Source organism: Nocardia jiangsuensis (genome assembly GCF_042650385.1).
Classification (GTDB): Bacteria; Actinomycetota; Actinomycetes; order Mycobacteriales; family Mycobacteriaceae; genus Nocardia; species Nocardia jiangsuensis.
In genome coordinates, this window is record NZ_JBHSAX010000013.1 from 152,658 (window position 1) to 178,677 (window position 26,020).

The window sequence follows — 26,020 nt, forward strand, 5'->3', positions numbered from 1 at the left end:
CGATGAGCGCCGCTAGGGTGCGGTGATGGAGATCGGCGTGCTCGGTGCGGTGCGCGCGCAGTCCGGTCCTGGCGCGCCGGTCGCGCTGGGTGGCCCGCGGCAGCGCGCCCTGCTGGCCCGGCTCGTCGTCGCCCATCGCCGGGTGGTGCCGGTTCCGATACTGATCGACTCGCTCTGGCCCGAGCCGCCCGCCGACGCCGTCGGCACCGTACGCACCTTCGTCGCGGCGCTGCGGCGGGCGCTCGAGCCGGACCGGGTGCCGCGCACGCCGCCGCGGCTGCTCGTCACCGATGGCCCCGGTTACGCCCTGCGGTTGCCCGACGCGGCCGTCGACGCCTGGCGCTTCGCCGCCGCCGTCGGCACGCTCGGCGACGCTCCGCCCGCCCGCATCGCCGGCACCCTCACCGAGGCGCTCGGCTGGTGGCGGGGCCCCGCCTACGCCGAGGCCGGGCAGGCGCCGTGGGCCGTCGCCCCGCGCACCAGGCTCACCGAACTCCGGCTGCACGCGATCGAGCGCCTGGCCGAGGCGCGGATCGCGCTCGGCGAGAACGACTCCGCCGCGGCCGAACTGGATGCCCACGTCCTGGAGCACCCGTGGCGCGAGGAGGGCTGGCGGCTCCTGACGCTCGCCCTGTACCGCTCCGGCAGGCAGGCCGACGCGCTCGGCACCGTGCGCCGCGCCCGCACCGTCCTGCGCGACCGGCTCGGCATCGACCCCGGCCCACGGCTCGCCCGGCTGGAACGGGAGGTGCTGAACCAGGCCGAGCATCTCGACCCGGCAGGCGGCGCGGCCCGCGTCTGGGCCGAGACCACCGCCGCCTACGCGGCCACCATCTCCGACCGCACCCGCCTCACCTCCACCGTCGGGCTGCTGCGCGACCTCGCCGTCACCGGCGGCCACGGCCTCGAAGCCGCCCAGCGGCACCGCTCCGACGCCGTGGCCGCCGCCGAGGCGCTCGGCGACCCCGAGCTCACCGCCCGAGTGATCGGCGCCTACGACGTCCCCGCACTCTGGCCCCGCGCGGACGACCCGCCCCGGGCGCGGGCGCTCGTCCGCGCCGCCGAACGCACCCTCGCCGCGCTTCCCGCGGCCCCCGCCCTCCGCTGCCGCCTGCTCGCCACCATCGCGGTGGAGTCCCGCGGCGCCGACGCCACCCCGCGCGCCGCGCACGCGGCACGGGAAGCCGAGCGGCTGGCCCGCGAGCTCGGCGACGCCGCCCTGCTCGCGCACGCCTTGAACGGCCGCTACATGCAGAGCATCACCCGCACCGGCCTTGCCCCCGAGCGCGCCGAACTCGGCACCGAACTGCTCGCGCTCGCCGATCGCAACGGCCTGATCCGCCCCGCCGTCCTCGGCCACCTCATCCGCCTGCAATCCGCCTGCGCCCTGGACGATCTCGACACCGCCGACCGGCACGCCACCGCCGTCGACGCCATGGCCACCACGCACGACATCCCCCTGGTCACCGTCTTCACCACCTGGTACCGCGCCCTGCGCACCGCCCGCACCGAGCCCTTCGACCGAGCCCGCGACGCCTACCTCCGAGCCGCCGAGACGCTCCCCGGCTCCGGCATGCCCGGCCTCACCGCCGGTCTGCTCCCCCTCGCCCTCGCCGCCCTGCACCTCCAGCACGACCGCCCCCTCGACGACACCGACCACGGCCCCGCCCAACCCTGGCTTCATCCCCTCCTGCTCGCCGAATCCGGCGACCACCGAACTGCCCGAACCGCCCTGCGCACCCTCCCCCCTCCCCCGCCCGACCTGCACGCCGAAGCCCTCTGGTGCGCCATGGCCCGAACCGCCCTGCTGTCCGCCGACTCCGCCACGATCGCCCGAGCCCACGCCGCCCTCACCCCTGCCGCCACCGAAATAGCAGGCGCCGCGGGCGGCCTTCTCACCGCAGGCCCGGTCGCCATCCACCTCGCCGCGCTGGACAGCGCTACTCCCGGGGATTGATCTCGCTCAGCCCATGGTCTTCTGCCCGTCCAGCGACTCCCGGATGATGTCGGCGTGCCCGGCGTGCTGGGTGGTCTCGGCGACGATGTGCATCAGCACGCGGCGCGCGGACCAGGCGCGCTCCTGGAACCAGGGGGCGGCGGGGAGGGTGAGCTCGGCGTTCAGGTCGACGGTGCCGACGAGGGCGTCGGTGCGGTCGGCGACCTGCTGGTAGGCCGCCAGCACGTCGGCCAGGGTCTCGTCCGGGAGCAGCTGGAACTCGGTGTCGCGCGCCGCGAAGTCGGCCTCGGTCATGGCGTCCATGTCCTTCATCGAGGACGGGTCGACGAGGAAGTCGGCCCAGCCGCGCTCGGTGCCCGCGACGTGCTTGATCAGCCCGCCGAGGGTGAGCTCGCTGGCGGTCGAGCGCTGGCGAGCCTGCTCGTCGGTGAGGTTCCGCACGGTGAAGCGCAGGAAGAATCGGGCCTTGCCGAGCATGGCGAGCAGATCCCCGCGCTCGGTGTCGAGCACGGCGGGGGCGGTGGCGGAGGTGGTCATGATCGGGCCTTTCGGTCGAGTGGTTCCGGCTTCGAGAACTAGGCTAGGAGCTATTGCGGCCACTTTCCGGCCGCAATTGCGCGCAGAATCGAGAACATGGCCGACACCAGCACCCGAACCCTGCGGCTGCTGTCGCTGCTGCAGACCCACCGGTACTGGCCGGGCACCGAGCTGGCCGACCGGCTCGGCGTCTCCCCGCGCACCCTGCGCCGGGACGTCGAGCGGCTGCGCGAACTCGGCTACCCGGTGCAGGCGAACCGCGGCGTCGACGGCGGCTACCAGCTCGCTCCCGGCGCCGCGCTACCGCCGCTCATGATCGACGACGAGGAGGCGGTCGCCCTGGTCATCGGGTTGCAGACGGCCGCGCACGGCGGCGTCGCCGGCGTCGCCGAGCCCTCGATCCGGGCGCTGGCGAAGGTCGTCCAGGTGCTCCCGCCGCGGCTGCGCAAGCGAGTCGACGCGCTGCGCGCCATGACCGTCCCGGCGACCTTCGACGCGGCGGCGACCGGCCCGGACCCGACGGTGCTCACCGCGCTGGCCGCCGCCTGCCGCGACACCGAGCGGCTGCGCTTCGGCTACACCGCCGCCGGCGGCCGCAGCGCCGACCGGCACACCGAGCCGCACCGCCTCGTCTCGCTGGGCAGGCGCTGGTACCTGGTCGCCTACGACCTGCACCGGCACGACTGGCGCAGCTTCCGGGTGGACCGGCTCACCGAGCCGCGCGGCGACGGCTCCCGCTTCCGCCCGCGCGAGCTGCCCGCCGCCGACGCCGCCGCCTTCGTCCGCGCCGCCGTCGAGAACGTGCCGCGGCCGTACCGGATCGAGGCGATCGTCCAGACCTCGGCCGAGCGGGTCAGGGCCAGGATCGGCCGCTGGTGCACCGCCGAGGAGATCGACGCGGGGAGCTGCCGGGTGCGGATGACCGCCGACTCGCTGGAGTGGCCGATCATGGGGCTCGGCTCACTGGATGCCGACTTCGCGGTGGTCGAGCCCGCGGAGCTGCGCGAACGGCTGCGCGCGCTGGGCGAGCGCTTCGGGCGGGTCTGACCGCTACCCGACGACCAGCGGCAGCCGCTCCCAGCCACGCACGGTGGAGGTGGGCGAGAGCTCGAGCCCGTCCCACTCCACCTCCCAGCTCGGGAAGCGCGCCAGCAGCTCCTCCAGCGCCACCCGCGCCTCCAGCCTGGCCAGCGAGGCGCCGAGGCAGAAGTGCGTGCCGAGGCCGAAGGTGCGCAGGTTGCTGATCTTGCGGTGGATGTCGAAGCGGTCCGGCTCGTCCCAGCGCTCGGCATCCCGGTTGGCCGAGGCGACCAGGATCATCATGGCGCTGCCCGCGGGCACGACCTGCCCGTGCAGCTCGACGTCGGCGGTGACGTAGCGGGCGATGGCGTGCCCGGTGGGCTCGAAGCGCAGCGTCTCATCGATGGCGTTCGGGATGAGCCGCGGGTCGGCGGCGAGCGCGGCGCGCTGCTCCGGGTGGCGGGCGAGCAGCGAACCGAGCCAGCCGAGCAGCCTGGCCGTCGTCTCGTTGCCCGCGCCGGCCACCACGGAGATGTAGGTCAGGATCTCCTGCCTGGTCAGCGTGCGGGTGACGCCGGCGGTGTCGACGAACTCGGCCTGCAGCAGCTCGGTCATGAGGTCGTCCGACGGGTGCTCGGCGCGCCAGTCGATGTACTCGGCGAAGTGGTCGGCGTTGGGAATGGCCCGCTCGGAGACCTGCATCCGCTGCCCCGGCTCGGTGCGCAGATTGGCGTCGGCCCGGTCCCTGACCGCCTGCTGGTCCGCCTCCGGGATGCCGAGCAGCATCCCGATCACCCGCATCGGGACCTCGTTCGCGTAGGCGGCCATCAGGTCGAACCGGTCGAGCCCGGTGAGCCGGTCGAGCGCGCGCACGCACATCTCCCGGATCTGCGGCTCCAGCGAGAGGATCCGGCGCGGGGTGAAGACCCGGGCCAGCAGCCCGCGGTGGATGTCGTGCGCGGGCGGGTCCTCCATGAGCAGCGTGCCCGGCGGAATCTCGATGCCCGCCTTGATGATCTCCAGGATCGGGCCGCGCGAGGAGGAGAAGGTCCGCCAGTCGAGCAGCGCCCGGTCCACGTCGTCGTAGCGGCTCACCGCCCAGAAGTCGTGGGTGGCGTTGTAGTACAGCGGCGCCTCGGCGCGCAGCCGCGCGTAGACCGGGTACGGATCGCGCGCGATGTCGCGGTCGAACGGGTCCCAGTAGACGGGTTCGGTGACCATGCGGGGCCGCCTTCGAGTCGAACGAACCTACGGAAGAATCACATTACCATTCCGAAAGCACGTCGATCTGAAGAACGAGAACAAGATTCTTGCGAGCGGCCACCCGCCGCCGGGTCGCGACGGGTGGCCGGTACCGCGATCAGATCCGGTCGAGCAACCAGCCGCACAGCTCCTCGGTGATCTGCGTGTGCGGCTCGCTGGACGAGGCGAGCGCGAAGTCGTCGAAGGCGCTCTCCTCCGGAACCAGCTCGTCGATCGGGGTGTAGAGCTCCGCGTGCGTGTCCAGGTTCCGCACGTCGACCGCGCTGACCGCCGGCACGAAGCAGTGCTCCGGGATCGGGTTCTCCACGCCGAGGCCGAAGATCTTGTTCAGTCCTTCGGCGAGGATCCCGAACCCGGCCAGGGTGCCGCCCGGCGCGCCGTCGATATCCGGCAGGTCGGGGGTGTGCACCTCGTTCTTCTGCACGGTGACAACGCGAAGCACCGCGGCGAGGTCGTCGCCGCCGGTCGGCGTGGTGCGCAGGTCGGTGCCGAAGATCCCGATGCCCTTGCCGCGCACCGCGGTCCGCCCGGCGCCGATGCCGTTGCCGATGCCGTTGCCCGGGCCGTTGGCGAGCCCGAGCAGCCGCGGCCTGCGCGGCCAGTCGCCGACCCGGCGCAGCTCCTCGAGGAACTGCACGCGCAGCTCGCTCATCACCGGCTTGTCCGACCAGTCCGCGATGTGCCGCCACAGCAGCTGCTGCGCGGCCGGGCTGTTCATCTGGTCCGAGAACCGGCTGTCCAGATCCCGGATGTAGTGCGCGAAGCTCTGCAGCGAGATCGGGATGTTGGCGCCCCGGTGCGGGCTGTCGTAGGAGAAGTAGGTCGCCGTCTGGTGGTCGATTCCCTGCGTCTCCAGCGCGGCCAGCGCGTGCCTGGTGACCAGCCCGCCCATGCTGAACCCGCCGACCACCAGCGGTTCACCGCCCGCCCGCTGGGCGACGGCCCGCATGATCGCGGCCCGCGCGGCGTGGCTGTTGTCCAGGATGGAGGCGCTGCGCTCGGTGAAACCGAGCAGGATCACGTCCCGGCCCCGCTTGCGCAGCTCGGAGATCAGCGGGTAGCGGCCGTTCTGCTCCAAGCCGGAGTAGCTGAACTTCAGCGTGCTCGGCCCGCTGTTGAAGCCGTCGGCCAGGATCACCGGACGGGTCAGCCCCCCGTGGCCGCGGTCGCCGTAGTAGACCCAGGCCATGCCGTTGGGCAGCTCCCAGGTCTCGTCCGGGTTCGGCGGCTCGACAGCGGGGGCCGCCACCGGCCCCGATCCCAGCAGAATGGGGGACGCTGCCCGCAGGGCGGCGGCGACATCACGTTCGTTCGGATCGCTCACTTGGCTCCCTCACGTCGCTCTTCGACCGCACCCGGCGGCGCGGCCGGGTCGAGTATGGAGCGCACGCGCGGCCTTCCGGCGAGACAACCGCAGATCATCGGGGGTTCACCGGCCTGCCGTCGGCGATGGCCGCTATCCGGAAAACGAAGGTCTCGATCGGGGGCCGATCCGCGCGGCACCCCTGTATTTCCGACCGGAAACAATGCCGAGGTCAGTGAATGATCGGGAAGTCGTTCTCGTGCACCGAGACGACCACCGCCAGATCGGCGAAGGGCGCCGAGCCGCGGGCCATCCGGTGCCCCCACCTGGCCAGCGAACCGCGCACGCCGTACTTGATCCGGATCCCCTCGCGCACGGTGTCGAGCACCGAGCCCTCGCCGAAGATCAGCGCCTCGCCCTGCTGTTCGCGCGAGCCGAGCGCCCGCGCCCCGCGCCAGTCGCCGGCCTGGACGATGACCCGCGGATCGCGGACCAGCTGCTCGACCTCGGGCGACCAGGACGACACCCGGAACGCGAGCCGGCCGTCACCGGCGGGCACCACCAGCCGCTTGCGCGTCTCCCGGCGGCCGGGCAGCACCTCGTGCGTGACCAGCACCGTCCCCGCGTCCCACCAGGGCGAGCCCGGGTGCCAGTCGGCCGGACGGCCGAAGGCCCGTTCCGGCAGGTTCTCCGCTTCCACGCTATCGGCCTCGATCATCGTCGTCATGGATCCCACCTGCCCCTTGCGCCACACCGGTCTCACCGGGGCACTACCCGCGATACATCCTCCGAACCCGGCCACGTTTACCCACGCGGCCGGTGGCTACATCCTCATCGACACCAGACCCCCTGCCGGGGCGAAACCACCACGGACCGGGCCGAGCGCCTCGACACGACCGACCGTTCCGTTCCACCCGCACCGGCAGGGGCCGCACGGCCGGGGCGCCCCCCAGCGTACCCGCGGTGATCGCGCGGCCACCGCCGCCACCGAGGCTGGTGAGCCCGATCACCCCACCGGCGCCCCGGCCGCCCCGCCCCGCGGCCGACATACCCGCGACCACCTGGCATTTCCCTGCCGTTCATGGTCCCGACACCGCCCGAACGCCGTTCCCCGGCGCGGCGCATTGACGTAACACGCCATCGAAGGGCCACGATTGAGAGCGTGACGACATTGGTTGACGCGTCTTCGTTAGGGGAAAATCTCGTGGAACCGTGGGCTGTGACGAGTCCATCCGACGGCGTGCTGCGCTTCACCAACGCCACCCATTCCCGCGCCGCGATGATCGCCGTGGAGCCGGTCGGCGACGTCCAGCTCGGGCCGATCGATCCGGGCGATCCCTACACGAGCTTCGTCTCGGAGGGGCGTGCGCCGGGCGAGTACTTCGAGCGCCGGGTGACCAGGCGCACCGGCTCCGGCCCCGCGGGGGTCCGGGTGCGCTGGATGATCGCCGGGATCGGTCCGCGCACCTGGGTGCACAGCCTCACCGACCTGCGGGCAAGCACCGTCGGCTGAGCGCTCAGCGCTGCGCGGCGGTGACTCCGGCGAGGAACTCGGCATTGGTGCCGACCTGGCGCAGCCCGGTCAACAGCAGCTCGAGCGGTTTGCCGCCGGAGGCCGCGGCGAGCGTGCGGCGCAGCAGCGCGTCGGCGGCGAGTTCGTCCGCGGTGAGCAGCAGCTCCTCCCGGCGGGTGCCGGAGCGCGGCAGGTCGACGGCGGGGAAGGTGCGCCGCTCGGCGGCGGCGCGGTCGAGCACGAGTTCGGCGTTGCCGGTGCTCTTGCACTCCTCGAAGATCACCGTGTCGGCCAGCGAACCGGTGTCGACGAGCGTGGTGGCGACGATGGTCAGCGAGCCGCCGTTCTCGATGTTGCGGGCGGCGCCGAGGAAGCGTTTCGGCGGCAGCAGGGCGGCGGAGTCGACGCCGCCGGAGAGGATCCGCCCGGAGGCGGGCGCGGCCAGGTTGTAGGCGCGGGCCAGCCGGGTGAGCGAGTCGAGCAGCACGACGACGTCGCGGCCCGCCTCGACCAGCCGCTTGGCGCGCTCGATCGCCAGCTCCGCCATGCCGACCTGCTCGGCGGGGGTGCGGTCGAAGGTGGCGGCGGCGATATCGCCGGGTACCGAGCGGGTGAAGTCGGTGACCTCCTCGGGCCGCTCGCCGACCAGGACGAGCACCAGTTCGCACTCGGGGTGGTTCTTGGCGATGCCGTGCGCGACGGCGCGCAGCACCGAGGTCTTGCCCGCCTTCGGCGGGGCGACGATCAGCGCGCGCTGGCCCTTGCCGATCGGCATGGCCAGGTCGACGACGCGGCCGGTGAGTTCGTGCGGCTCGGTCTCCAGGCGCAGCCGCTGGTCCGGGTGCAGCGGCGTGAGCTCCGCGAAGGCGGGCCGCGCCTTCGCCCGCGCCGGGTCGAGGCCGTTGACGGCCGTCACCCGCAGCAGCGGGTCGCGTTTGCCGCCGGCGCCGAGGCCCGCCACACCGGTGACGAAATCGCCACGGCGCAAGCCGTTTTCGCGTATCAGGCGGGGCGGTAGGTAGAGGTCGGTGTCGTCGGGGAGGTAGCCGCGCACCCGCAGGGTGGCGGTACCGCCGGTGATGTCGAGGATGCCGGTGACGGCACGTTCTTCGGTAGTCATGGGAATGTCCTTGCGGGAGTGAGGTTTCGGAGACGTCCGGGCATGCGGCCACGGACGGGCGCAGAACACGGAGGCTGCGCGGGGGCGAGAGGATTCTCGGAATTCCGGTGCGGGAGCAGTGCTACATCCGCGGGGAGAAGACGCGGCCAGAGTACGTCCGGCGGCGCTGCCCGGTCAAGGGCCGAACTCGCTGAGCGGTGCAACAGCGCCGATCAGCGCGGTATTCCCGGGCTCAGCGCGGCGCGTCGTCCGGGCGAGCGCCGACCGGGACCCCGGTCACCATGAAGACGGTGCGCCTGCCGACCTCGACGGCGTTGTCGGCGAAGCGCTCGTAGTACCGGCCGATCAGCGTGAGGTCGACGGCGGCGGCGACGCCGTGGTCCCAGATCGGGCCGAGCACCGTGGCGAGCAGCTCCTCGTGCAGGTCGTCCATGGTGTCGTCCTGGTCGGCGAGCCCGGCCGCGACCTCGGCGTCCCCGGATTCCAGCACCTCGGCGGCGGCGGCAGCGATGGCGGCGGCGGCCGCACCCATGCGGGCGACGAGCGGTCGCACCGGTTCGGGGACGACGTGCTCCGGGTGCCTGCGCCTGGCCGCCGCGGCGATATGCGCGGCGAGCGCGGCCATCCGGCGCAGGTGGGTGCCGAGCTGGATGGCGGTGACCACCTGCCGCAGCTCGCCCGCGACCGGGGACTGCAGGGCGAGCAGCCTGGCGGCTTCGCGCTCGATCTCCGCGCGCACCGCGCCTGCCTCGGCGGCGAGGTCGATGGCGGTCTCGGCGCTGCTCAGCTCGGCCTCGACCAGCGCGGTCGTCGCCTGCTCGACGACCGCGCCCGCGCGCAGGCAGAGGCCGTGCAGCAGCTCGGCCAGCCCGCGCAGGTCGTCGTGGTAGCCGACCCTCGCGTTGTGCTCGGAGGGGCCGTCGGGCAGCACCGGCGGCCGCCAGGTGCCCTCGACCGGCCAGTGCACCGCGTTCAGCCGCTCCCTGACCCGGGCGAGGTCGGATTCCCGCGGCAGTTCCTGGGTGAGCCGGGTGATGGCGACGCCTGCCTCCACCCGGTCGGCGGGCAGCGTGCCCTGCGCGACCAGCCCGGCGACCACCTGCTCCACCTCGTCGTCGCTCAGGCGGCGGCCGAGCAGCGCGAGCAGCGGCACCCGGTCCTGTTCGGGCACGCCGTCCGGGTAGCCGGCCCGCAGCCAGTCGACGATCCGGCCGAGCAGCTGCGACCATTCGAAACTCACGCCATCACGCTCCCTGTGCTCGCCGCCGCGATGCCCGTTCGGGGCGGCACCGAAACCCTATCCGCTGCCGCCCGGCCGCGCCGGGCCGACCGACCCGGCGACGATCTGCGCGGAGAGCAGCACCAGCGGCAGTCCGCCTCCGGGGTGCGCCGAGCCCCCGACCAGGTACAACCCCGGCACGGGGGCGGTATTGGCCGGGCGGAGGAAGGCCGCGCGCGGGCCGTTGGACGAGGAGCCGTAGATGCAGCCACCCGGGGTCGCGGTGCGCCGCTCCAGCTCGGCCGGGTGGATGATCGCCCGGTGCCGGATCCTCCCGCGCACGTCGACACCGCGCTCGGCCATGAGGCCGAGGATCCGGTCGGCGTAGCGGTCGGCGAGTCCCGGTGTGTCCCAGTCCATGTCGTGCTCCGGGGCGTGCCTGGGCGCGTTCACGAGCACGAACCAGGCGCCGGTGCCCGGCCCCGGCACTATTTCCGGGTCGTCGGGGGCGCTGATGTAGACGGTGGGGCTGCGGACCGGGCGCAGCGGGCCGTTCTTGCCGAAGACCGAGTCGAACTCGTCGTCGTAGTCCTCGGCGAAGAGCACGCAGTGGTGCGGCAGCGGTGGCGGGTCGTCCAGCGCGAGCAGCAGCGCGAAGCCGGAGAGCGACGGGGTCGCGCGGCGCAGCCGGGCTCTCGCACGCCGGGCTTGCCTGGTATGCACCAACTTTCCGTACACCTGCCCGGCATCGGCATTGGCGACCACCAGGTCGGCCGCGCGGCTGGTGCCGTCGGCGAGCACGGCGCCGGTCACCCGGCCGCTCGGGTCGGTGACCAGCTCGGTGACCTCGGCCTCGGTCTCCAGCACGCCGCCGAGTTCGACGAGGCGGTCCCGCAGCGCCGTGGCGATCCGGCCCAGCCCCCCGCCGACGTACCAGGAGCCGAAGGCCTGCTCGCTCCACGGCACCGAGGCGAGCGCGGCGGGGGCGCGGCGCGGGTCGGAGCCGGTGTAGGTGGCATAGCGGTCGAGCAGGAAGCGCAGCCGCGGGTCGTCCAGGTAGCGGCGGCCGAGGCCGCGCAGCGTCTGCCAGGGGGCCACCGTGCGCACCTGGTCCGGGGTGGCGATGCCGCCGATCATGGTGCGCAGCCCCATCGGCGACTCCAGGAACGGCCCGCGCGTGATTTCCCAGATCCGCTCGGCGCGGCCGAGCAGCGCCGACCACTGCGCGCCGCGGCCGGGGCCGAGCGCGGCGTCCAACGCGGCGGGGATGTCGGCGAGCTCGCCCGGCATGTCCAGCTCGGTGCCGTCCGGGAAGCGGTAGCGGGCCGCGACCGGCAGTCTCCGCAGCTCGAGCACGTCGTGCACCGAGCTGCCCGCGGCGGCGAAGGTCTCCTCGAGCACGTGCGGCAGGGTCAGCAGCGAGGGCCCGGTGTCGAAGCGGAACCCGTCCAGCTCCAGCACCCCGAGCTTGCCGCCGATCTCCGCCGACTGCTCCAGCACGGTCACCTCGTGCCCGAGCGCCCGCAGCCGCAGCGCCGCCGCCAGCCCGCCGACACCCGCGCCGACGACCAGTACCCGGCTCATCCGCCCGCTCCTTCCGTTCGCACCGACTCTACGGGCGCGTCGTTTCGCCCCGCGCCCGGTGGGAAAACCGCACTGTGTCCCGCAACCCGCTCCCGCCCCTGGCCCGCTGGCTCGGCCGCCGGCCGTGGGTGATGCGCACCGCCCCGCTGGTGCTGACCACCGAGCGCTTCCTGCGCGGGGTGAGCGGGAATCGGCTCGGTGTGCTCGACATCGCCGGGTTGCCGACGCTGCGGCTCACCGTCGCCGGCCGCAAGACCGGGGAGCCGCGGGAGACCTCGCTGCTGTACGTGCCGTACGGGGCCGATTTCCTGATCATCGGGTCGAACTGGGGGAATGCGAAGCATCCGGTGTGGTCGGCGAATCTGCGAGCGGCCGACACCGCACGGGTGCGGTTGCACGACCAGGTTTTCACGGTGACCGTCGCCGAACTGGAGGGTGCCGAGCGGGAGCGGGCGTGGGCCGCGGCGCTGGAGTTCTGGCCCGGGTATCGGGTCGAGGAGAAGATGGCGGCGGGGCGGCGCTTCCGCATCTTCGAGCTGCGCCGCTGAGCCCCCGGCCCGGGTAGTCCACCCGCCCGTGCGGCAGCTGCGCCGACCAGGTCTCGCCGGTCCGGCCCACCGCCCGTGCCGCGGTAGAGCAGGCCGACTCCGTCGTCCGTGACGTACCCGGGCGGCGGTACCCGGGTGTCGATGAGGCCGCTGGAAGAGCGGGCGGCGCGCGGGCTCCGAATCGGTGTGCACGCCGTCGGCGTACGGCAGCAGCGCGAGGCCGTCGGTGATCGGGCGAAGGCCGGGGCCGAAGGAATCGGTGGTGCCGCCGATGTGCCGGCAGATCGAGCCCGCCGACACTCCGGTCAGCACCACTCCGGCATTCCAGGCGGCCGCGAGCGCGGGGCCGAGATCGTGCAGTCGCCACAGGGCCAGCAGTGCCGCGACGCTGCCGCCCGCTACCCAGATCACGTCGGCGGCTCGCAGGAGGGCCGCCGGGTCCTCGGCATTCGGCATCGGCACCAGCGTCAGGTGGGACGCCCGGAAGCCGCGCAGTTGTGCTGCGGCGTAGAGGTTGTGCAGCACCGCCGGGTTGTTGCCCTGAGCGGTGGCGAGGAAGCAGATGCGTGGGGCGCGGCCGCTGACGCCGGCGAGGTCGACGGCGTATTCGGTGAGTTCGCTGAACTCGTAGCGGGTGCGGCGGCCTTCGCGAAGGCCGCCGCTGGTGGCCAGGGTAGTGGATTCGGCGGCGGGCATCAGTTCGGGCGGAACGGGGCGGTCGGGCGGCCGCCGGAGCGGTAGCTCAGCACCGAGCGTCCGAGCAGGTGGCGCGGGGTGCGCCGCAGCAGTTGCTCGTCGTAGGGGACGTCGATGGAGAAGTTCACTCGGGCATCGTAGGCAGCTGCGACCGGTCAGCAGTCCGACTGGAACGGGTAGCAGGTTGCGGTTTGCCTGGCGGGTGGGGGTGCGGGGATCGGGTCGGGGCGGTCGGCCACGGTGAGGACCGGGAGCGGGGTGCGCTCCACCGGGGCGGCGTCGTCGGCGGCGGCACACCGGCTGAACAGCCACAGGGCGGTGCCGAAGGCGATCAGGGCGAGGATTGCGAGGAGGAGGGAGGTGAGGGGGCCGCGTTTGCGGGCTACGGAGTGCAGGTTGGCGCCGGGAGAGGGTTGGTCCGGGGTCGCTCCCGGTAGTGGTGCGGCCGCTTCGGGAGCCGAAGACTCGGGCACGGGAGCGCTTCCGGCTGTCGGCGGCACCGCACCTGTGGCCGACGGCGGCACAGCGGCCGTTGCCGGTGGGGGCACTGCGGCTGCTGCCGTCGGCGTCGGTGCCGGATCCGGCACCGCTCCCGGCACCGACGTGCCCGGTACGCCAGTGGCTCCACCGGCCGCTCCCGCCCCCTGCACCGGATCACTCGGTGCGGCAACGGTTCCAGCGATCTGCGCGCCTCCCACCGCGGGAAACCCCAGCCCGACGAGCTGCTCGCCGGAAAGCCCGTGCTGCTCCCCCACCAGCACATCGAGCGCCCCCCGAACCCGCTCCGCGGTCCACGCGACCGCCCGCACCTGATCGACCGCGGCCAACCGTTCGTACAGCTGATGCGGATCCTCCGCGAGCAATACATCGGTCCCCGCGGGCAACCCCTCCCGATCGAGATTCATCGTGATCGGCACCCCGGCGAACGGCACCACGACAAGCAACCCGAGCACCTCGACCGGCGAATCCTCTTCACCGAGAACAGCTCCCACCGCCTCGATGGTCTCGGTGAGCCGATCCAGCGGGTTGGTGTCCCGCAACCGCACCTCGATCGGATCGCCGGAGATTCCCGCCATCCGCCACGGCTCCGCGGCCGGGCACTGCATGTCCCCGGTCATCGGCTCGGCCGGCATCTCGATGTCGATCACCAGGCAGGCGCGCGGCGTGAATGCCACCAGATCCGCGTCCAGGGCGGTGCCGAGCACGCGCCGGAACCCGCCGGGCGCGGGCAGCCGGCAGCCGGAGACGGCGATCCCGGGCAGTTCTCCGGCCTGCAGCCAGTCGATGACCAATTGTTCTGTGTCGGAGGCATCTCCGCGGCTTCCACGTACGACGAACACCGCAGACCACTCCTTTTTCCCACTGCACCGGCCGCTATCCCGCACGGCGGCCCGGCTTGCCGGAGCGTTACCCCGGATTCGCCCCGCCAACCGGCGAGCGCTACCTCCGGCGCGGCAGCGGGACGTCCATCCCCTCCGCCGCCATTCGCGACCGCGTCTCGCGGCGGGTGATCAACACCCTCGTCACGGCGACGATCCAAATCGGATAGTGCGCGGTCCGGGCGAGGCGGAAGGCGTCGAAGCCGTACCCGCCCGCGTGCTGCAGGACGATGCCCATGGTCTCGACGACGAGCAGGGTGGCGAGGAAGAGGAAGCCGCCGATATTGACGATGCCCCGGGCGGTGCCGAGGCTGCGGTCGGGGCTGAACATGCGGGCGTGGTCGAAGCCGATCATGGAGCCGGGGCCGCCGACCGAGATCACCACGACGAGCAGGGTGAGCAGCCAGAGCGGGGCGGGGCCGGGCAGCGCCGGCACGGCGGTCCAGACGGTGATGTCGGCGCCGATGATCACGAGCACCAGCCGGGAGCGGCGGAACGGGTACCTGGCGCCGAGCACGCCGGGGATCGGGCCCGCGGTGAGCGCGGCCAGCACCGAGACGGTGAGCAGCACGCCCGCGGTCGCGCGCGCGAGTCCCTGCGCGGTCACCAGGTACGGCACGTCCCGCATCAGCGCGAAGGTGGTGATGGAGAACCGGGTGCCCATGTGGGTGAAGAAGCCGAGCCGGGTGCCCGGGTGCGCCCAGACCTCGCGGATCCTGGTCCTGCGCGGGGGTGTCGCGGCGACCGGGGTGGTGCCGGGCGGGGCGTCGCGGATGGCGGCGAGCGCCAGCACCGCGAGCAGCACTCCGACGGTGGCGGCGGAGAGGTAGGCGGTGGTCCAGCCTGCCGCGTTCGGCACGGCCAGGAACGGGATGGCGGAGAGCACCTGGCCGAGCTGGCCCAGCATGCCGGTGAGCTGGGAGATCAGCGGCACCCGGCGGGCCGGGAACCAGCGCGGCACCAGCCGGAACACGGAGATGAAGGTGAAGGCGTCGCCCATGCCGACCAGCACCCGTCCGGCAACCGCGAGCGGGAGCAGCTCGGTGAGCGCGAGCAGCCCCTGCCCGGCGGCCATGAGCACTGCCCCCGCGACGATCATCACGCGCGAGCCGACCCGGTCGAGCAGCAGCCCGGCCGGGATCTGCATACCCGCGTACACGATCACCTGCAGCACGACGAAGCCGGAGAGCACGGCGGGCCGGCGTGGAAGCGCTCGGCGTGCGGATTTCACCGACCCGGCCCTCCCGGAGTTCCTGCGCGCGCACCTCGCGGACCTCGCGCCCACCGCACCGCCGGAGAGCAGGCACGCCCTCGACCTCGCCGCGCTGCGCTCCCCCGCGGTGCGGCTCTGGGTACTGCGCCACCGCGGCGCCATCGCCGCGACCGGCGCGCTGGCCGCGCTCGAGCCGGGCCACGAGGAACTGAAGAGTATGCGCACCGACCCCGCCCTGCGCGGCCGAGGGCTCGGCCGAGCCATGCTCACCCACCTGCTACACGACGCCGCGACCCGCGGCGTCACCCGGATCTCGCTGGAGACCGGTTCCATGCCCTGCTTCGCCCCGGCCCGCCGCCTCTACACCGCCGCCGGGTTCACGCCGTGCCCGCCCTTCGGCAACTACCTGCCCGACCCGAACAGCTCCTTCTTCACCCTCCTGCTGGAGGATCAAGGGGACTGACTCCGTTCTCGCGCGGAATCGCGTTTGCGCACAGGCGGATGCGGGATTCCAGCCGGTATGACGAACCCCTTCGAAGACCCGAACGAACCCGAACTCTTCGCGCCGCTCGACGCCGACGACAACATCGAGGCGCTGACCGAGGCGATCGTGTTCGAGGACGGCAACTGGATCCGCAACCTCGGCGTGCCCGGCTCCGGATAGACCGCGCGGAAATGGATTGCGCCGCCGCGCGATCCCGTGTCACCCTTGTACCCATGATCACGATTACCGGGAAGGCGGTCGCCGCCGCCCTCGGGTGAGCGTCTCGACCCCGTCACGCGCCGCCCGTGGGTGCGGCACCGGTTCTCCACTCCCCGCTTCCGCAGGTCCTCCGCTGTGCGCGCTCGGCGCGCCGATTCCGATTCGAGGTGATCCCCCATGGCTCGTAGTCTCTTCGCACTCGCCCGTCGCTCGCGCATGCCGGTGACCGATCACCTCGGACAGCCGTATCGCGAACGGTAGTTCCCCCCGACCTTCCCGATTTCGGCGCGTGACCACCGCGGCCGCCCCTCCGACCTGCGTCCGGACTCTCCGAACGTGGTGCGTGACCAGCGGCGCGAAGCGGACTGCAGGCTGGCCCGCGCCCGGAACCCCCTTGCCACGTCGCGCGGCGGCGGCGCATGATCGGACGGGTCAGCCGTCCGCACCATCAGCGAGGAACGATCATGCTCAGAACCTTCACCAGGGCATCCGCCGTCACCGCGATCGCACTGGCCGCCGGGGCGCTCGCCGCTCCGGCCGCGCTCGCGGACGCACCGCGGGCCGAGCCGGTCGCCGGCTCGGTCTCCGTCTGCATCAACATCCCGGTGCCGCCGCCGGTCAGCATCAATATCTGCCTGTAGACCTCAGAGGTCGAAGATCCGCTCCCCGGCCGGGAGCGGGGCGCAGCGCGCGGAGATCTGCGCGACCAGCCGCCACGGACGGTCCGTGTCGGTCGTGGCCTTGCCATTGGTCAGGACCGCACCGGACAGTCCGCGGGCGGGGTCGCCCCAGCCGTACTGGGTGGTGAGCCCGCTGCGCCCGAAGTGCGCCTCGGTGTGCCGCCCGAACTTGGAGCGGCGCGCCCCCAGCTCGAAACCGGCCCGGCTCACCCGGCCCGCCGCGCCCGGTAGCCACGGTGCCGGCGCGACCGCCGCCCGCACGGTATCCGGCTCCATGATTCGCACGTCGTCGAGTTCGCCTCCGCGCGTGAGGATTTCGTAGAAGCGGGAGAGTTCCTCCGCGGTGGTCACCAGGTTGCCGGATGGCAGTTCCGCGGTGAGGAAGCCGCGCACCGCGTCCGCGGAGACGGCGCCGCTCATTCCTCCGCCGAGCGCCCGGCGCGCCAGGTAGGCCGATGCCTTCGACGGGGGCGGGCCGGTCTTCACGCTCGGCACCACGGCGTCGGTCTGCTCCTCCGGCACGCCGAAATTCGTCCAGCGGAAACCGAGCGGGGTCAATATCCGGTCCGCCAGATGGTCGCGGATGCGCTTGCCGGTGGCGGCGCGTACCACGGCGCGCTGGATCAACCCGCCGGTGAGGGCGTGGTAGACGCGGAAGCGGCGGCGCGGCCATGCGGGTTTCAGGTCGGCGAGCGCGCGCAGCGCGAGCTCTTCGTCCAGTACCAGCTCGGAGCCGCGGTAGGGCGGGGTGATGAACGGGATTCCGGCGGAATGGTTCAGCACGTCGCCGATGGTGATGGCGCCCTTGCCGTTGGCGGCGAAGCCGGGCAGGTACTCGGCCACCGGGTCGTCGGCGGCGAAGGCGCCCTGCTCCATGAGCATGGCGGTGACGGCGGCGGCGACGCCCTTGGCGGTGGAGAAACCGCAGAACGGGGTGCCGGTGGTGAGCAGCACCCGCTCGGCGTCCGCGGCGTCCCGCGGGGCGTTGCCCCAGCCGTGGCCGATGCCGCGGTTCAGCACGACGTGGCCGTTGCGGCGCAGGCAGAGCTGGATGGCGGGGGTGGTGCCGAGCCGGTACCAGTCGCGGACCGACTCCCAGACGGCGTCGATGTCGGCGCGGGTCAGGCCGGCGTCGGCCGGGTCGGCCTCGGGGCCGACGGTGGTCACCGAGTCGAGGTCTCCGGGCACCCGGATCAGCGCGGCAGTCACCCGGCCCAGCCTAGTCACCGTTCCGGACGATCATCCGGGGGCGGATCGGGTGCGGGGGTGGCGCCGTGCCACGATCGGAGCCGTGCTGCCGCCCGCGTCAGGTCCCGCTCCATGGCTGTGATGGTCGCCGACGCGGCGGCCGGTGCCGGCGCCGCCGAGCGGGGGCGCCGTCGGCTGCCGCCGGTGCTGGTGGTGGCGTTGCTGCTGGTCGCCGTGCAGGTGGTGGTGCGGGCGGTGGTGGTCGGGCGGGGGTACTTCTACTGGGACGATCTGATTCTGATCGGGCGGTCCGGGACGTATCCGCTGCTCTCCGCGGAGTTCCTCGGGTACGACCACGACGGGCACCTCATGCCCGGTGCCTTCGCCGCCGCGCACGTGCTGACCGACGTCGCGCCGCTGCGGTGGGGGCCCGCGGCGGTGTCGCTGGTGGCCGGGCAGGTCGTCGCCGCGCTGGCGGTGCTGCGGGTGCTGTGGTTGCTGCTGCCGCGCCGGGCGCTGCTCGGGCCGCTGGTCTTCTACCTGTTCACGCCGCTGACGCTGCCCGCCTTCGCCTGGTGGGCGGCCGGGTTGAACGCGCTGCCGATGCAGGCGGCGCTGGCCTGGGTGGCGGGGGACGCCGTGCGGTTGGTGCGCACCGGGGAGCGGCGGTACGCGGTCTCCGGGGTCGCGGTGACCGTGCTGGGGTTGCTGTTCTTCGAGAAGGCGGTGCTGGTGCCGTTCGTGGCGCTGGTGACGGTGGTGCTGGTACTTCGTTCCGAAGGGGGCGGTGGCCGAGGCGGGAGACCGATCGCTCGCGCCGAGGGCGCCTGGCGTGCCGCACTGCGCCGGGGTGCGCTGCTGTGGCAGGGGTCGGCGGTCGTGCTCGCGGTGTGGGCGGCGGCCTACGCGGTGCTCGTGCGCGATCGGTTCGCTGTGCCGCGTGCGGACATGGTGGTGGAGCTGGCGAATCACGGGGTGTCGTGGGGTGTGCTGCCGACGCTGCTCGGCGGGCCGTGGCGGTGGGAACGGTGGAACCCGAGCCCACCGTGGGCCGATCCCCCGCTCGCGCTGGTCGTCCTCGCGTGGGTGGCGGTGGCGGCCGCGCTGGTGTGGTCGTTGCGCACGCGGTACCGGACGGGCCGGGTGTGGGCGGCCGCGGCCGGGTACGTGGCGGCGTCGACCGCGGCCATGATCGTCACCCGCTCCGGGGACGAGACGGCCTACGAGCTCGCCCGGACGCTCCGGTACCACACCGACTCCGCCGTCGTGATCGCGATCGCCGCGGCCCTGGTGCTGGCCGCGCCCCGCCGTCCGCGCGGACGCGGGGCGACACCGACCCCCACTCCGCCCGCCTGCGACGGCTCGAGCACACCGGACAGCACGCCCGGCGAGGCCATCCGATATCGCATCCTCGCCACCCTGGCTGCCGCGCTCTTCCTCGCCGGATCGCTCTGGTCCACCGCCACCTTCACCCGCGCCTGGACCGACAACCCCACCCGCGCCTACCTCACGAACGCCGAAGCCGCGCTCACCGCCCGCCCCGCGGTCCCCCTGCTCGACCAGGCCGTCTCGGTCTGGATCCTGCTCCCGGTGGCCCACCCGCACAATATGACCGGCCACGTCTTCGCGGCACTCCCCGGCCGCACCGAGATCGGCGCCGCCACCACCGAACTCCGCATTCTCGACGACTCCGGCCGGCTGATCCCGGCCGACCTGTTCGCCGTCCGGCATGCGCTCCCCGGCCCGATCCCCGGCTGCGGCACCCTGCTCACCGACGGCGCCCTCACCCCGCTCCCCGCCGACGGCCCGCTCATCCCCGCCGAGTGGACCGTTCAGCTCAACTACTTCGCCTCGGGCCGGGGTGAAATCGACATCCGCTTTCCCGGAGACGATTTCGTCCGGGTTCCGGTAGCCGAGGGCCCGGGGACGGTGTATGCCCGGGTGCCGGGCGGCGGCGACGGCCTCGAGGCCCGCTCGACCACCCCCGGCACGACCGTCTGCGTCGGCGGCAGCCCGATCGGCGGCGTGGTCCCGCGCTAGCCGGCGCCGGACTCAAGCAGCTGCTGCTTGATCTCGGTCTTCAACACCTTCCCGATCTTGGAGCGCGGCAGATCCGCCCACACCTCCAGCTGCTTGGGCGCCTTCACGCTGCCGATCCGCTCCTTGACGAACGCCGTCAGCTCCGCGGAGTCGACCGTGCTGCCCGGCCGGATGGTGAGCACGGCGGTGACCCGCTCTCCCCACTTGTCGTCCGGCAGCCCGACCACCGCGCAGTCGGCGACCGCGGGATGCGCCATGAGCGCCTGCTCCACCTCGGTGGAGTAGACGTTGAAGCCGCCGGTGATGACCATGTCCTTGGCCCGGTCGACGATGTAGAGGAAACCGTCGGCGTCCAGGTAGCCGATGTCGCCGGTGTGGTGCCAGCCGTGCGCCGAGGCCTCGGCGGTGGCCTCGGGGTTCTTGTAGTAGCCGCGCATGACGAGCGAGCCGCGGACCACGATCTCGCCGCGTTCGCCGCGCGGGAGCAGCCTGCCGCCCTCGCCCATGATGGCGACGGTGACCAGCGGGGACGGGCGTCCGGCGGAGGAGAGCCGGGCGTGGGCGATGGAGCCGCTGCCGTCGAAGTGGTCGCGCGGGGCCATGGTGGAGACCATCATGGGCGCCTCGGTCTGGCCGAAGAGCTGCGCCATGACCGGGCCGATCCGGCGCAGCGCCTCCTCCAGGCGCGCGGTCGACATGGGCGCGGCGCCGTACCAGAAGCACTGCAGGGAGGTCAGATCCCGGCTGACCAGCGACGGGTGGTCGAGGACCAGGTAGATGAGGGTCGGCGGCAGGAAGGTGTGGGTGATCCGGTGCTGCTCGATGTGGTCGAGGAAACCGGTGACGTCCGGCGCGCGCATGACCACGATCGAGCCGCCGTGGCACAGCACCGGGAAGCAGAGCACCCCGGCGGCGTGCGTGAGCGGGGCCAGCGCCAGGTAGCGGGGGCGGGCGCCGTCCACCGGCCAGGGGTAGCTCATGAGCGTGACGGCGGTCATCGCCTCCAGGTTGGCGCCGGTGAGCAGCACCCCCTTCGGCTTTCCGGTGGTGCCGCCGGTGCCCGCGATCACGGCGATGTCGTCGGGGGCGTGCCGGTCGACGGAATCACCCGCCGTGCCGAGGAATTCGTCCCAGCCGATGGTGCCCGGCACCGTGTCGTCCAGGCACACCAGGGTGTGCAGGGCGGGCAGTGCCGACCGGATCTCGGCGACCAGCGGGGCGAAGGAACCCTGGAAGATCAGCACCGAGCAGTCGGTGAGCGCGAGGAAGTCCCGGTTCTCCGCTGCCGCGTTGCGCGGGTTGATCGGGCACCACACCGCCCCGGCCCGGCTGATGCCGAAGACGCAGGTGAACGCCGTGGGGTCGTTGGCGGAGAGGATGGCGACCTTGTCGCCGGGGGCCACCCCGCGCGCTACCAGCGCCGCCGCGACCCGGGCGCTGAGGTCGAGCACCTCGGCGTAGCTCGCGGTGCCGCCGTCGCAGACCAGGCAGGGGGCGCCCGGGTCGAGCGACGCCCCCTTGTCCAGGAAGTCGACGAGCCGCATCAGTTCGCCTGGTAGGTCAGCACCGGCTCGGCCACCAGGCCGAAGGCGCGCAGCTGGCCGAGCAGCTCGCGGTGCCCGAACGCCTTGCAGCCGGAGGCGAAACCGGTCCGCCTCGGCGGCTGCTGCAGCAGGTAGGAGGCGGCGAACGCCTGCAGCAGCCCGGTCTGCTTGTAGTTCTGGTTGCCGTGGATGACGCAGTGCGCGCGGCCGAGCGGCCCGGATGCGTACACCGAGTCCAGCGACTTGTTCAGCCGCGGATTCTCCCGGGGCGGCATCACGTTCATCACCTGGGCGGCGGTCGCGGTCAGCACCTCGTCCCTGGCCTCGGGGTCCATGTCCTTCGTCGCCTCCAGCGCCTGCGCGACGATCTGCGGTACGCCGTTCATCAGCGCCGCGTTGAAGACGCCGCCCTGCGCCTTGCAGTTCGCCACCCGGGGATCGTGTTTGTACCAGACCGGGTGCGAGGTGCCGCCCCACGGCAGCGACATGGCCAGCTCGTGCTGGCCAGGCACGACCAGCGGCACCAGCCCCTGGTTCGGGTCGAACTCCACGTAGCTGTTCTGTTGCAGATAATGCGCCCGCGAGGTGGCCGCGTTCACCAGAATGGTCCGGGTGGAGGCGATCGTCGGGGAGCCGCCCCAGAACACCGCGATGTCGAGCGAGTCGAGACCGGGCTTCTCCAAACACAATTCGGCGGCGATCTCACCGGTGGTGTACATGTGCGCCAGCCCGGGCGCGAGCAGCAGCCCGGCGGCGGCGAAATCGGCGCCGTACTTCTCGTCGCAGGTGATCAGCCAGTCCTGCTCGCCGGTGGTGTCCAGGTAGTGCGTGCCCGCGGCCAGGCAGGCCTCGACCACCTCGGGGCCGAACGAGCTGAACGGGCCGACGGTGCTGCACACCACCGAGGCGCCGCGGAAGAGCTCGGTCAGCGCGGCGACGTCGTGGCTCACCTCGGCGATCTCGTAGTCGGCGGTCTCGATCCCGGCCACGTTGGTGTCGAGCGAGCTCTTCAGCTTGCCGCTGTCCCTGCCCGCGGCGAGGAACGGAATCCCGTACTCGCGCAGGTACTCACAGACGAGGCGGCCGGTGTAGCCGGAGGCGCCGTAGACGACGACGGGCTTGGTGCTGGTCATGATGGTCTCTCTTCCTGGTCGGGGGGTCACATACCCATGCCGCCGTCGACCGGCAGGCCGGCGCCGTTGACGAAGGCCGCGGAGTCGGAGGCGAGGAAGACCACCGCGTTCGCGATGTCCTCGGTGGCGGCCAGCCGCCCGGACGGGGTCAGCTCGACGACCGCGCCGACCGCCTCCTCGGGCGAGCCGAACAGCCCGAGCCGCGCCACGTCGTTCGCCAGCCCGGCGCCCATCTCGTTGGGCACCAGCCCCGGGTACAGACAGTTCACCCGGACGCCGTAGCCGAGCTTGCCGCTCTCCATGGCCGCGACCCGGGTGAGCCGGTCCACCGCGGACTTGGTCGCGGAGTAGACCGCGATCGCCGGGAAGGCGATGGTCGCCGCCACCGAGGCGATATTGATGACCGACCCGCCGTTGCCGGCCGCGCCGCCGGGGCGCATGGTGCGGAAGGCGTGCTTGATGCCGAGCGCGGTGCCGAGGACGTTGACCTCGAGCATCTTCCGCACGCCCTCCGGATCCAGATCGGCGAGCAGGCTGCTGACCTCGACCCCGGCATTGTTGACCAGGATGTCCAGCCCGCCGAGCTGCTCGACCGCGGCCGCGGCCGCCGCCGCCCAGGAGGCGTCGTCGGTGACGTCCAGATGCACGAAACCGTGGCCGGTGCCGAGGGTTTCGGCGAGTTTCGCGCCGCGATCGTCCTGGATGTCGGCGATCACGACTCTCGCCCCGGCCCGGGCCAGCGCGTGCGCCATCCCCTCGCCGAGTCCTTGCGCGCCGCCGGTGACGAGGGCGGAACGGCCGGTCAGGTCCATGTGGGTCATCTGCGCTCCTTGATCGGGGTGATGCGGGTCACACAGTTCCACCTTTTTATGACAGTTGTCAAGACTTTCTCGGACAACCGTCAAGATTCTGCTGGTCGGTCGTCAAGAAAGTCGGCTAAACTCCTCGCATGCCGCGCGCCAACCCGATCGACAAGCACGACCTGCGCCGCCGCGCGCTCGCGGACTCCGCGCTGCGCACGCTCGGCGAGCTCGGCTACGCCCGGTCGTCGCTGCGCGAGATCGCGAACAACTCGGAGTTCTCGCACGGCGTGGTGCACTACTACTTCCACGACAAGCTGCAGCTCATCGTCTACTGCGTCATGCAGTACAAGCAGACCTGCGTGACCCGCTACGACGGCGTGATCGCCGACGCGACGACGCCGGACGGGCTGGTCGCCGCCTTCGCCGACAAGCTGGTGGAGACCATCGTGGACGAGGCACCCATGCACCGGCTCTGGTACGACCTGCGCTCGCAGAGCATGTTCGAGGAGAGCCTGCGCGAGGCGGTCGGGCAGATCGACCGGCTGCTGGAGGAGATGATCTGGCACGTCGTCACCCGGTACTCCGCGCTCGCCGGGGTCGCGCCCGCGATGTCGCCGAACACCGCGTACGGGATGCTCGACGGGTTGTTCCAGCAGGCGCTGCTCGGGTATCTCAGCGGGCGGGCCGAGGCGCTGGACGCGCTGCGCGAGCAGGTGCGGCGGGTCATGCCGCTGGTGCTCGCGGCCGTCTGAACGCCGCGAAGCCGGCCGGGCCGGCGGGCCCGACCGGCTCGGAAGCGGCGACCGGCGACTTCCGCGCGGGCAGCGGCGCCGCGCTGAGCGCCGCGAGCACGAGGATCACCGCGGCGACGGCGAAGGGTGTCGTGTAGGCGGTGACCACCCACTGCAGATCCTCCTCGGCGAAGCCGAGCGATCCGCGGATGCCGGGCAGCGCCACATCGACGATCGAGACGTCGAGCACGACGATCAGCTGTCCCGTGCAGGCCAGCGCCACCAGGATCCGGTCCCGGGTGCGGCGCGCGATGATCGCGGCGGCCCCGAGCACGGCCAGCGAGTCGTAGCCGAGTTCGGCGCCGCGACTGCCCCGGCCGGGCGCTGCTCGACCACATCACCGGGAAGTGGGGCGTACTCGTGCTCACCTCGCTCGCCGACGGCCCGCCCTCGGTGAGCTACGCGCTCGCCGACCTCGGCGCCGAAGCCGCGCGAGCTCGGGCCGTTCCTGCGCTGGGTGCGCACGACGGCATCACGCTCGTAGCGGTCGGAGTTGTCAGCGCACCAGGCGCAGGCAGGCCCTCGTCCCGCCGGCCAGGCTGTCCAACCACCGCTGCGCACCGTCCCAGCCGTCGGCGCGGGCGCACTGCAGCAGCAGCCGCAGCGCGGTGAGGGTGAACTGGCGCTCCCGCGGACCGAGCGACAGCAACCCGCTCGCACGCTGCTGCCAGAGCGGCGCGCCGTGGTCCGGGTAGGCGATCTGCTCGGCCGCCATCTGCGCGACGACGGCCTCGTGCAGCCCGGCCCGGCGCGGGTCCTCGTCCAGCCAGCGCAGCGCGCCGACGGCCCGGCCCCAGGAGGTCAGCCGGTGCTCGTAGCAGAGCGGGATACTCCGCGAACTCGGCCGAAGCGGTTCGAATTCGGTTAGCAGCTCGCGCATTCCGGTGGTGGTGAGCCCGTCCCACCAGCGCACCGTCATGGTGTCGACGGCGCCGCCCCCGTTCGCCGGACCCGTGCGCATCAGGCGCACCCGGCAGCCGGCCAGCTCGGCCAGCCGCGCGGAGGCCCGCACCAGCTCACCGTCGACGACATCGGCGCATTCCGATCCCACCCGCGTCTCCCTCCACGCATACGGCAAATATGCCGCAACGATACGGTCCGGGGTGCGCGCGCGGTCCCGTTACCGCGGAAATGGCCCCGCCCCCGCCCGGAGAGTCCGGGCGGGGGCGGGTGGTATGCGGTCGAGCGCTCAGGAAGAGCCGGTGGAGCCGAAGAGCAGGTCACTCAGTCCGCCGACGACATCGAGCAGCAGTTCCACAAGACCCATGATCGTTCTCCCCATTCTCTCTCGAACGCGACCGGGGTCCTTCCCCGGCGCACTCGCGACGTTAATGGGGCTGGGCAGCGGAATCGAGCGAAGTTACAGGTCAGAGGGATTACCGCCGGGAGTCGGCACCGCACCGGGAGGGGCCGGAAAGGTTTACTCCGCCGATTCCCGGCTCCGCCCGGTCAGCGCCCCGCCGGCGGCCCGCCACTGGATCAGCCCGCCGCTCATGTTGACCGCGTCGAAGCCGTTCTCCACCAGCAGGTTGGCCGCGCCCGCCGAGCGCAGCCCGCCGGTGCAGAAGGTGATGAGCAGCCGCTCCTCCGGCAGCTCGGGGCAGCGGTCGAGCAGCACCTCCAGCGGCAGGTGCACCGCGCCAGGAATGTGCGTGCGGCGCCACTCGAACTCGCGCCTGACGTCGACGATCAGCGCGCCCTCGGCCACCAGCCGCAGCGCCTCCACGGCGCTCACCGCCGGCGGCCTGCGCAGGTAGTGCCGCAGCCCGGTACTCATTGCTTCAGT

26 protein-coding genes and 1 pseudogene are annotated in these 26,020 nt (G+C 72.7%); 9 read left to right on the forward strand and 18 right to left on the reverse strand.

From position 1 onward, the window contains the following. Positions 1-25: 25 nt before the first annotated feature. Positions 26-1,957, forward strand: coding sequence for an AfsR/SARP family transcriptional regulator (locus ACFO0B_RS12310; protein ID WP_378612531.1), 1,932 nt, complete (start codon positions 26-28; stop codon positions 1,955-1,957). A 6-nt stretch (positions 1,958-1,963) separates the two neighbouring features. Here ACFO0B_RS12310 and ACFO0B_RS12315 read toward each other — a convergent pair whose 3' ends face one another. Then, positions 1,964-2,494, reverse strand: coding sequence for a DinB family protein (locus ACFO0B_RS12315; RefSeq protein ID WP_378612532.1), 531 nt, complete (start codon positions 2,492-2,494; stop codon positions 1,964-1,966). A gap of 96 nt (positions 2,495-2,590) precedes the next feature. Between ACFO0B_RS12315 and ACFO0B_RS12320 the strand changes: the two genes are divergently transcribed. Next, positions 2,591-3,541: a helix-turn-helix transcriptional regulator gene (locus tag ACFO0B_RS12320; protein WP_378612533.1), complete on the forward strand. Its 951-nt coding sequence runs from the start codon at positions 2,591-2,593 to the stop codon at positions 3,539-3,541. Positions 3,542-3,544: 3 nt separating this feature from the next. Here the strand turns inward: ACFO0B_RS12320 and ACFO0B_RS12325 are convergent, their stop codons facing one another. The 3 genes from ACFO0B_RS12325 to ACFO0B_RS12335 form a co-directional block, all read right to left on the reverse strand. After that, on the reverse strand, positions 3,545-4,735 hold the full coding sequence (locus ACFO0B_RS12325; protein WP_378612534.1) for a cytochrome P450: 1,191 nt from the start codon (positions 4,733-4,735) through the stop codon (positions 3,545-3,547). A gap of 139 nt (positions 4,736-4,874) precedes the next feature. Then, positions 4,875-6,101, reverse strand: a complete 1,227-nt coding sequence (locus ACFO0B_RS12330) for an esterase/lipase family protein (protein WP_378612535.1) — start codon at positions 6,099-6,101, stop codon at positions 4,875-4,877. A gap of 211 nt (positions 6,102-6,312) precedes the next feature. After that, positions 6,313-6,807 carry a hypothetical protein gene (locus tag ACFO0B_RS12335; protein ID WP_378612536.1) on the reverse strand — a complete coding sequence of 165 codons (495 nt, stop codon included), beginning with the start codon at positions 6,805-6,807 and terminating at the stop codon, positions 6,313-6,315. 492 nt (positions 6,808-7,299) lie between these two features. On the opposite strand from ACFO0B_RS12335, the gene ACFO0B_RS12340 reads away from it, so the two are divergent. Then, positions 7,300-7,593, forward strand: coding sequence for a hypothetical protein (locus tag ACFO0B_RS12340; protein WP_378612537.1), 294 nt, complete (start codon positions 7,300-7,302; stop codon positions 7,591-7,593). Positions 7,594-7,597: 4 nt separating this feature from the next. Here ACFO0B_RS12340 and rho read toward each other — a convergent pair whose 3' ends face one another. The 3 genes from rho to ACFO0B_RS12355 form a co-directional block, all read right to left on the reverse strand. After that, complete coding sequence (rho, locus tag ACFO0B_RS12345; protein ID WP_378612538.1) at positions 7,598-8,713, reverse strand: transcription termination factor Rho; 1,116 nt, start codon at positions 8,711-8,713, stop codon at positions 7,598-7,600. 232 nt (positions 8,714-8,945) lie between these two features. Next, the gene (locus ACFO0B_RS12350; protein WP_378612539.1) at positions 8,946-9,953 is read right to left on the reverse strand and encodes a DUF3349 domain-containing protein; all 1,008 of its coding nucleotides are present in this window, start codon (positions 9,951-9,953) and stop codon (positions 8,946-8,948) included. 57 nt (positions 9,954-10,010) lie between these two features. Then, the gene (locus ACFO0B_RS12355; RefSeq protein WP_378612540.1) at positions 10,011-11,516 is read right to left on the reverse strand and encodes a phytoene desaturase family protein; all 1,506 of its coding nucleotides are present in this window, start codon (positions 11,514-11,516) and stop codon (positions 10,011-10,013) included. A gap of 74 nt (positions 11,517-11,590) precedes the next feature. Between ACFO0B_RS12355 and ACFO0B_RS12360 the strand changes: the two genes are divergently transcribed. Next, positions 11,591-12,064 (forward strand): nitroreductase family deazaflavin-dependent oxidoreductase, encoded by a 474-nt coding sequence (locus ACFO0B_RS12360; RefSeq protein ID WP_378612541.1) that lies wholly within the window; start codon positions 11,591-11,593, stop codon positions 12,062-12,064. Between the two features lie 207 nt (positions 12,065-12,271). Here the strand turns inward: ACFO0B_RS12360 and ACFO0B_RS12365 are convergent. The 4 genes and pseudogenes from ACFO0B_RS12365 to ACFO0B_RS12380 all read right to left on the reverse strand — a co-directional run. Next, positions 12,272-12,760 (reverse strand): annotated as a pseudogene (locus ACFO0B_RS12365) (Type 1 glutamine amidotransferase-like domain-containing protein); the annotation flags it as partial. Beyond that, a complete protein-coding gene (locus ACFO0B_RS12370; protein WP_378612542.1) occupies positions 12,760-12,888 on the reverse strand; it encodes a hypothetical protein in 129 nt (42 codons plus the stop codon). The gene ACFO0B_RS12370 and the pseudogene ACFO0B_RS12365, both read right to left, overlap by 1 nt. A 27-nt stretch (positions 12,889-12,915) precedes the next feature. Further along, a complete protein-coding gene (locus ACFO0B_RS12375) occupies positions 12,916-14,052 on the reverse strand; it encodes a hypothetical protein (protein ID WP_378612543.1) in 1,137 nt (378 codons plus the stop codon). 148 nt (positions 14,053-14,200) lie between these two features. Then, positions 14,201-15,424: an MFS transporter gene (locus tag ACFO0B_RS12380; protein ID WP_378612544.1), complete on the reverse strand. Its 1,224-nt coding sequence runs from the start codon at positions 15,422-15,424 to the stop codon at positions 14,201-14,203. Between ACFO0B_RS12380 and ACFO0B_RS12385 the strand changes: the two genes are divergently transcribed. From ACFO0B_RS12385 to ACFO0B_RS12395, 3 genes are all read left to right on the forward strand, one after another. Further along, the gene (locus tag ACFO0B_RS12385; protein ID WP_378612868.1) at positions 15,393-15,815 is read left to right on the forward strand and encodes a GNAT family N-acetyltransferase; all 423 of its coding nucleotides are present in this window, start codon (positions 15,393-15,395) and stop codon (positions 15,813-15,815) included. The two genes, ACFO0B_RS12380 and ACFO0B_RS12385, sit on opposite strands and share 32 nt — an antisense overlap. A gap of 57 nt (positions 15,816-15,872) precedes the next feature. Then, a complete protein-coding gene (locus ACFO0B_RS12390) occupies positions 15,873-16,016 on the forward strand; it encodes a hypothetical protein (protein ID WP_378612545.1) in 144 nt (47 codons plus the stop codon). A 503-nt stretch (positions 16,017-16,519) separates the two neighbouring features. Continuing rightward, positions 16,520-16,696: a hypothetical protein gene (locus ACFO0B_RS12395; RefSeq protein WP_378612546.1), complete on the forward strand. Its 177-nt coding sequence runs from the start codon at positions 16,520-16,522 to the stop codon at positions 16,694-16,696. 3 nt (positions 16,697-16,699) lie between these two features. On the opposite strand, the gene ACFO0B_RS12400 is transcribed toward ACFO0B_RS12395, so the two are convergent. Further along, positions 16,700-17,944: a serine hydrolase gene (locus ACFO0B_RS12400; protein WP_378612547.1), complete on the reverse strand. Its 1,245-nt coding sequence runs from the start codon at positions 17,942-17,944 to the stop codon at positions 16,700-16,702. A 111-nt stretch (positions 17,945-18,055) separates the two neighbouring features. Between ACFO0B_RS12400 and ACFO0B_RS12405 the strand changes: the two genes are divergently transcribed. Further along, positions 18,056-19,963 carry a hypothetical protein gene (locus tag ACFO0B_RS12405; protein WP_378612548.1) on the forward strand — a complete coding sequence of 636 codons (1,908 nt, stop codon included), beginning with the start codon at positions 18,056-18,058 and terminating at the stop codon, positions 19,961-19,963. On the opposite strand, the gene ACFO0B_RS12410 is transcribed toward ACFO0B_RS12405, so the two are convergent. Genes ACFO0B_RS12410 through ACFO0B_RS12420 form a run of 3 tightly spaced genes read right to left on the reverse strand, consistent with a single transcriptional unit; the run spans position 19,960 to position 23,461 of the window. Beyond that, positions 19,960-21,507 carry an acyl-CoA synthetase gene (locus ACFO0B_RS12410; protein WP_378612549.1) on the reverse strand — a complete coding sequence of 516 codons (1,548 nt, stop codon included), beginning with the start codon at positions 21,505-21,507 and terminating at the stop codon, positions 19,960-19,962. The two genes, ACFO0B_RS12405 and ACFO0B_RS12410, sit on opposite strands and share 4 nt — an antisense overlap. Further along, positions 21,507-22,640, reverse strand: a complete 1,134-nt coding sequence (locus ACFO0B_RS12415) for a DUF5938 domain-containing protein (protein ID WP_378612550.1) — start codon at positions 22,638-22,640, stop codon at positions 21,507-21,509. Before ACFO0B_RS12415 ends, ACFO0B_RS12410 begins: the two co-directional genes overlap by 1 nt. Positions 22,641-22,666: 26 nt before the next feature. Further along, a complete protein-coding gene (locus ACFO0B_RS12420) occupies positions 22,667-23,461 on the reverse strand; it encodes an SDR family NAD(P)-dependent oxidoreductase (protein WP_378612551.1) in 795 nt (264 codons plus the stop codon). A 128-nt stretch (positions 23,462-23,589) separates the two neighbouring features. Between ACFO0B_RS12420 and ACFO0B_RS12425 the strand changes: the two genes are divergently transcribed. Continuing rightward, positions 23,590-24,195, forward strand: a complete 606-nt coding sequence (locus tag ACFO0B_RS12425) for a TetR/AcrR family transcriptional regulator (protein ID WP_378612552.1) — start codon at positions 23,590-23,592, stop codon at positions 24,193-24,195. Here the strand turns inward: ACFO0B_RS12425 and ACFO0B_RS12430 are convergent. The 3 genes from ACFO0B_RS12430 to ACFO0B_RS12440 form a co-directional block, all read right to left on the reverse strand. Further along, complete coding sequence (locus ACFO0B_RS12430) at positions 24,167-24,508, reverse strand: hypothetical protein (RefSeq protein ID WP_378612553.1); 342 nt, start codon at positions 24,506-24,508, stop codon at positions 24,167-24,169. The genes ACFO0B_RS12425 and ACFO0B_RS12430 overlap by 29 nt on opposite strands. Before the next feature lie 222 nt (positions 24,509-24,730). Then, positions 24,731-25,285 (reverse strand): hypothetical protein, encoded by a 555-nt coding sequence (locus ACFO0B_RS12435; protein WP_378612889.1) that lies wholly within the window; start codon positions 25,283-25,285, stop codon positions 24,731-24,733. 369 nt (positions 25,286-25,654) lie between these two features. Further along, the gene (locus ACFO0B_RS12440; protein WP_378612554.1) at positions 25,655-26,011 is read right to left on the reverse strand and encodes a rhodanese-like domain-containing protein; all 357 of its coding nucleotides are present in this window, start codon (positions 26,009-26,011) and stop codon (positions 25,655-25,657) included. Positions 26,012-26,020: the final 9 nt, after the last annotated feature.

Excerpts from the sequence above, each read along its gene's own strand:
- ACFO0B_RS12315 (WP_378612532.1), bottom strand. The coding sequence starts at position 2,494 with ATGACCACCTCCGCCACCGCCCCCGCCGTGCTCGACACCGAGCGCGGG.
- ACFO0B_RS12415 (WP_378612550.1), bottom strand. The coding sequence starts at position 22,640 with ATGACCAGCACCAAGCCCGTCGTCGTCTACGGCGCCTCCGGCTACACC.
- ACFO0B_RS12310 (WP_378612531.1), top strand. The coding sequence starts at position 26 with ATGGAGATCGGCGTGCTCGGTGCGGTGCGCGCGCAGTCCGGTCCTGGC.
- ACFO0B_RS12410 (WP_378612549.1), bottom strand. The coding sequence starts at position 21,507 with ATGCGGCTCGTCGACTTCCTGGACAAGGGGGCGTCGCTCGACCCGGGC.
- ACFO0B_RS12325 (WP_378612534.1), bottom strand. The coding sequence starts at position 4,735 with ATGGTCACCGAACCCGTCTACTGGGACCCGTTCGACCGCGACATCGCG.
- ACFO0B_RS12320 (WP_378612533.1), top strand. The coding sequence starts at position 2,591 with ATGGCCGACACCAGCACCCGAACCCTGCGGCTGCTGTCGCTGCTGCAG.
- ACFO0B_RS12335 (WP_378612536.1), bottom strand. The coding sequence starts at position 6,807 with ATGACGACGATGATCGAGGCCGATAGCGTGGAAGCGGAGAACCTGCCG.
- ACFO0B_RS12425 (WP_378612552.1), top strand. The coding sequence starts at position 23,590 with ATGCCGCGCGCCAACCCGATCGACAAGCACGACCTGCGCCGCCGCGCG.
- ACFO0B_RS12390 (WP_378612545.1), top strand. The coding sequence starts at position 15,873 with ATGACGAACCCCTTCGAAGACCCGAACGAACCCGAACTCTTCGCGCCG.
- ACFO0B_RS12405 (WP_378612548.1), top strand. The coding sequence starts at position 18,056 with ATGGCTGTGATGGTCGCCGACGCGGCGGCCGGTGCCGGCGCCGCCGAG.
- ACFO0B_RS12355 (WP_378612540.1), bottom strand. The coding sequence starts at position 11,516 with ATGAGCCGGGTACTGGTCGTCGGCGCGGGTGTCGGCGGGCTGGCGGCG.
- ACFO0B_RS12440 (WP_378612554.1), bottom strand. The coding sequence starts at position 26,011 with ATGAGTACCGGGCTGCGGCACTACCTGCGCAGGCCGCCGGCGGTGAGC.
- ACFO0B_RS12420 (WP_378612551.1), bottom strand. The coding sequence starts at position 23,461 with ATGACCCACATGGACCTGACCGGCCGTTCCGCCCTCGTCACCGGCGGC.
- ACFO0B_RS12395 (WP_378612546.1), top strand. The coding sequence starts at position 16,520 with ATGCTCAGAACCTTCACCAGGGCATCCGCCGTCACCGCGATCGCACTG.
- rho (WP_378612538.1), bottom strand. The coding sequence starts at position 8,713 with ATGACTACCGAAGAACGTGCCGTCACCGGCATCCTCGACATCACCGGC.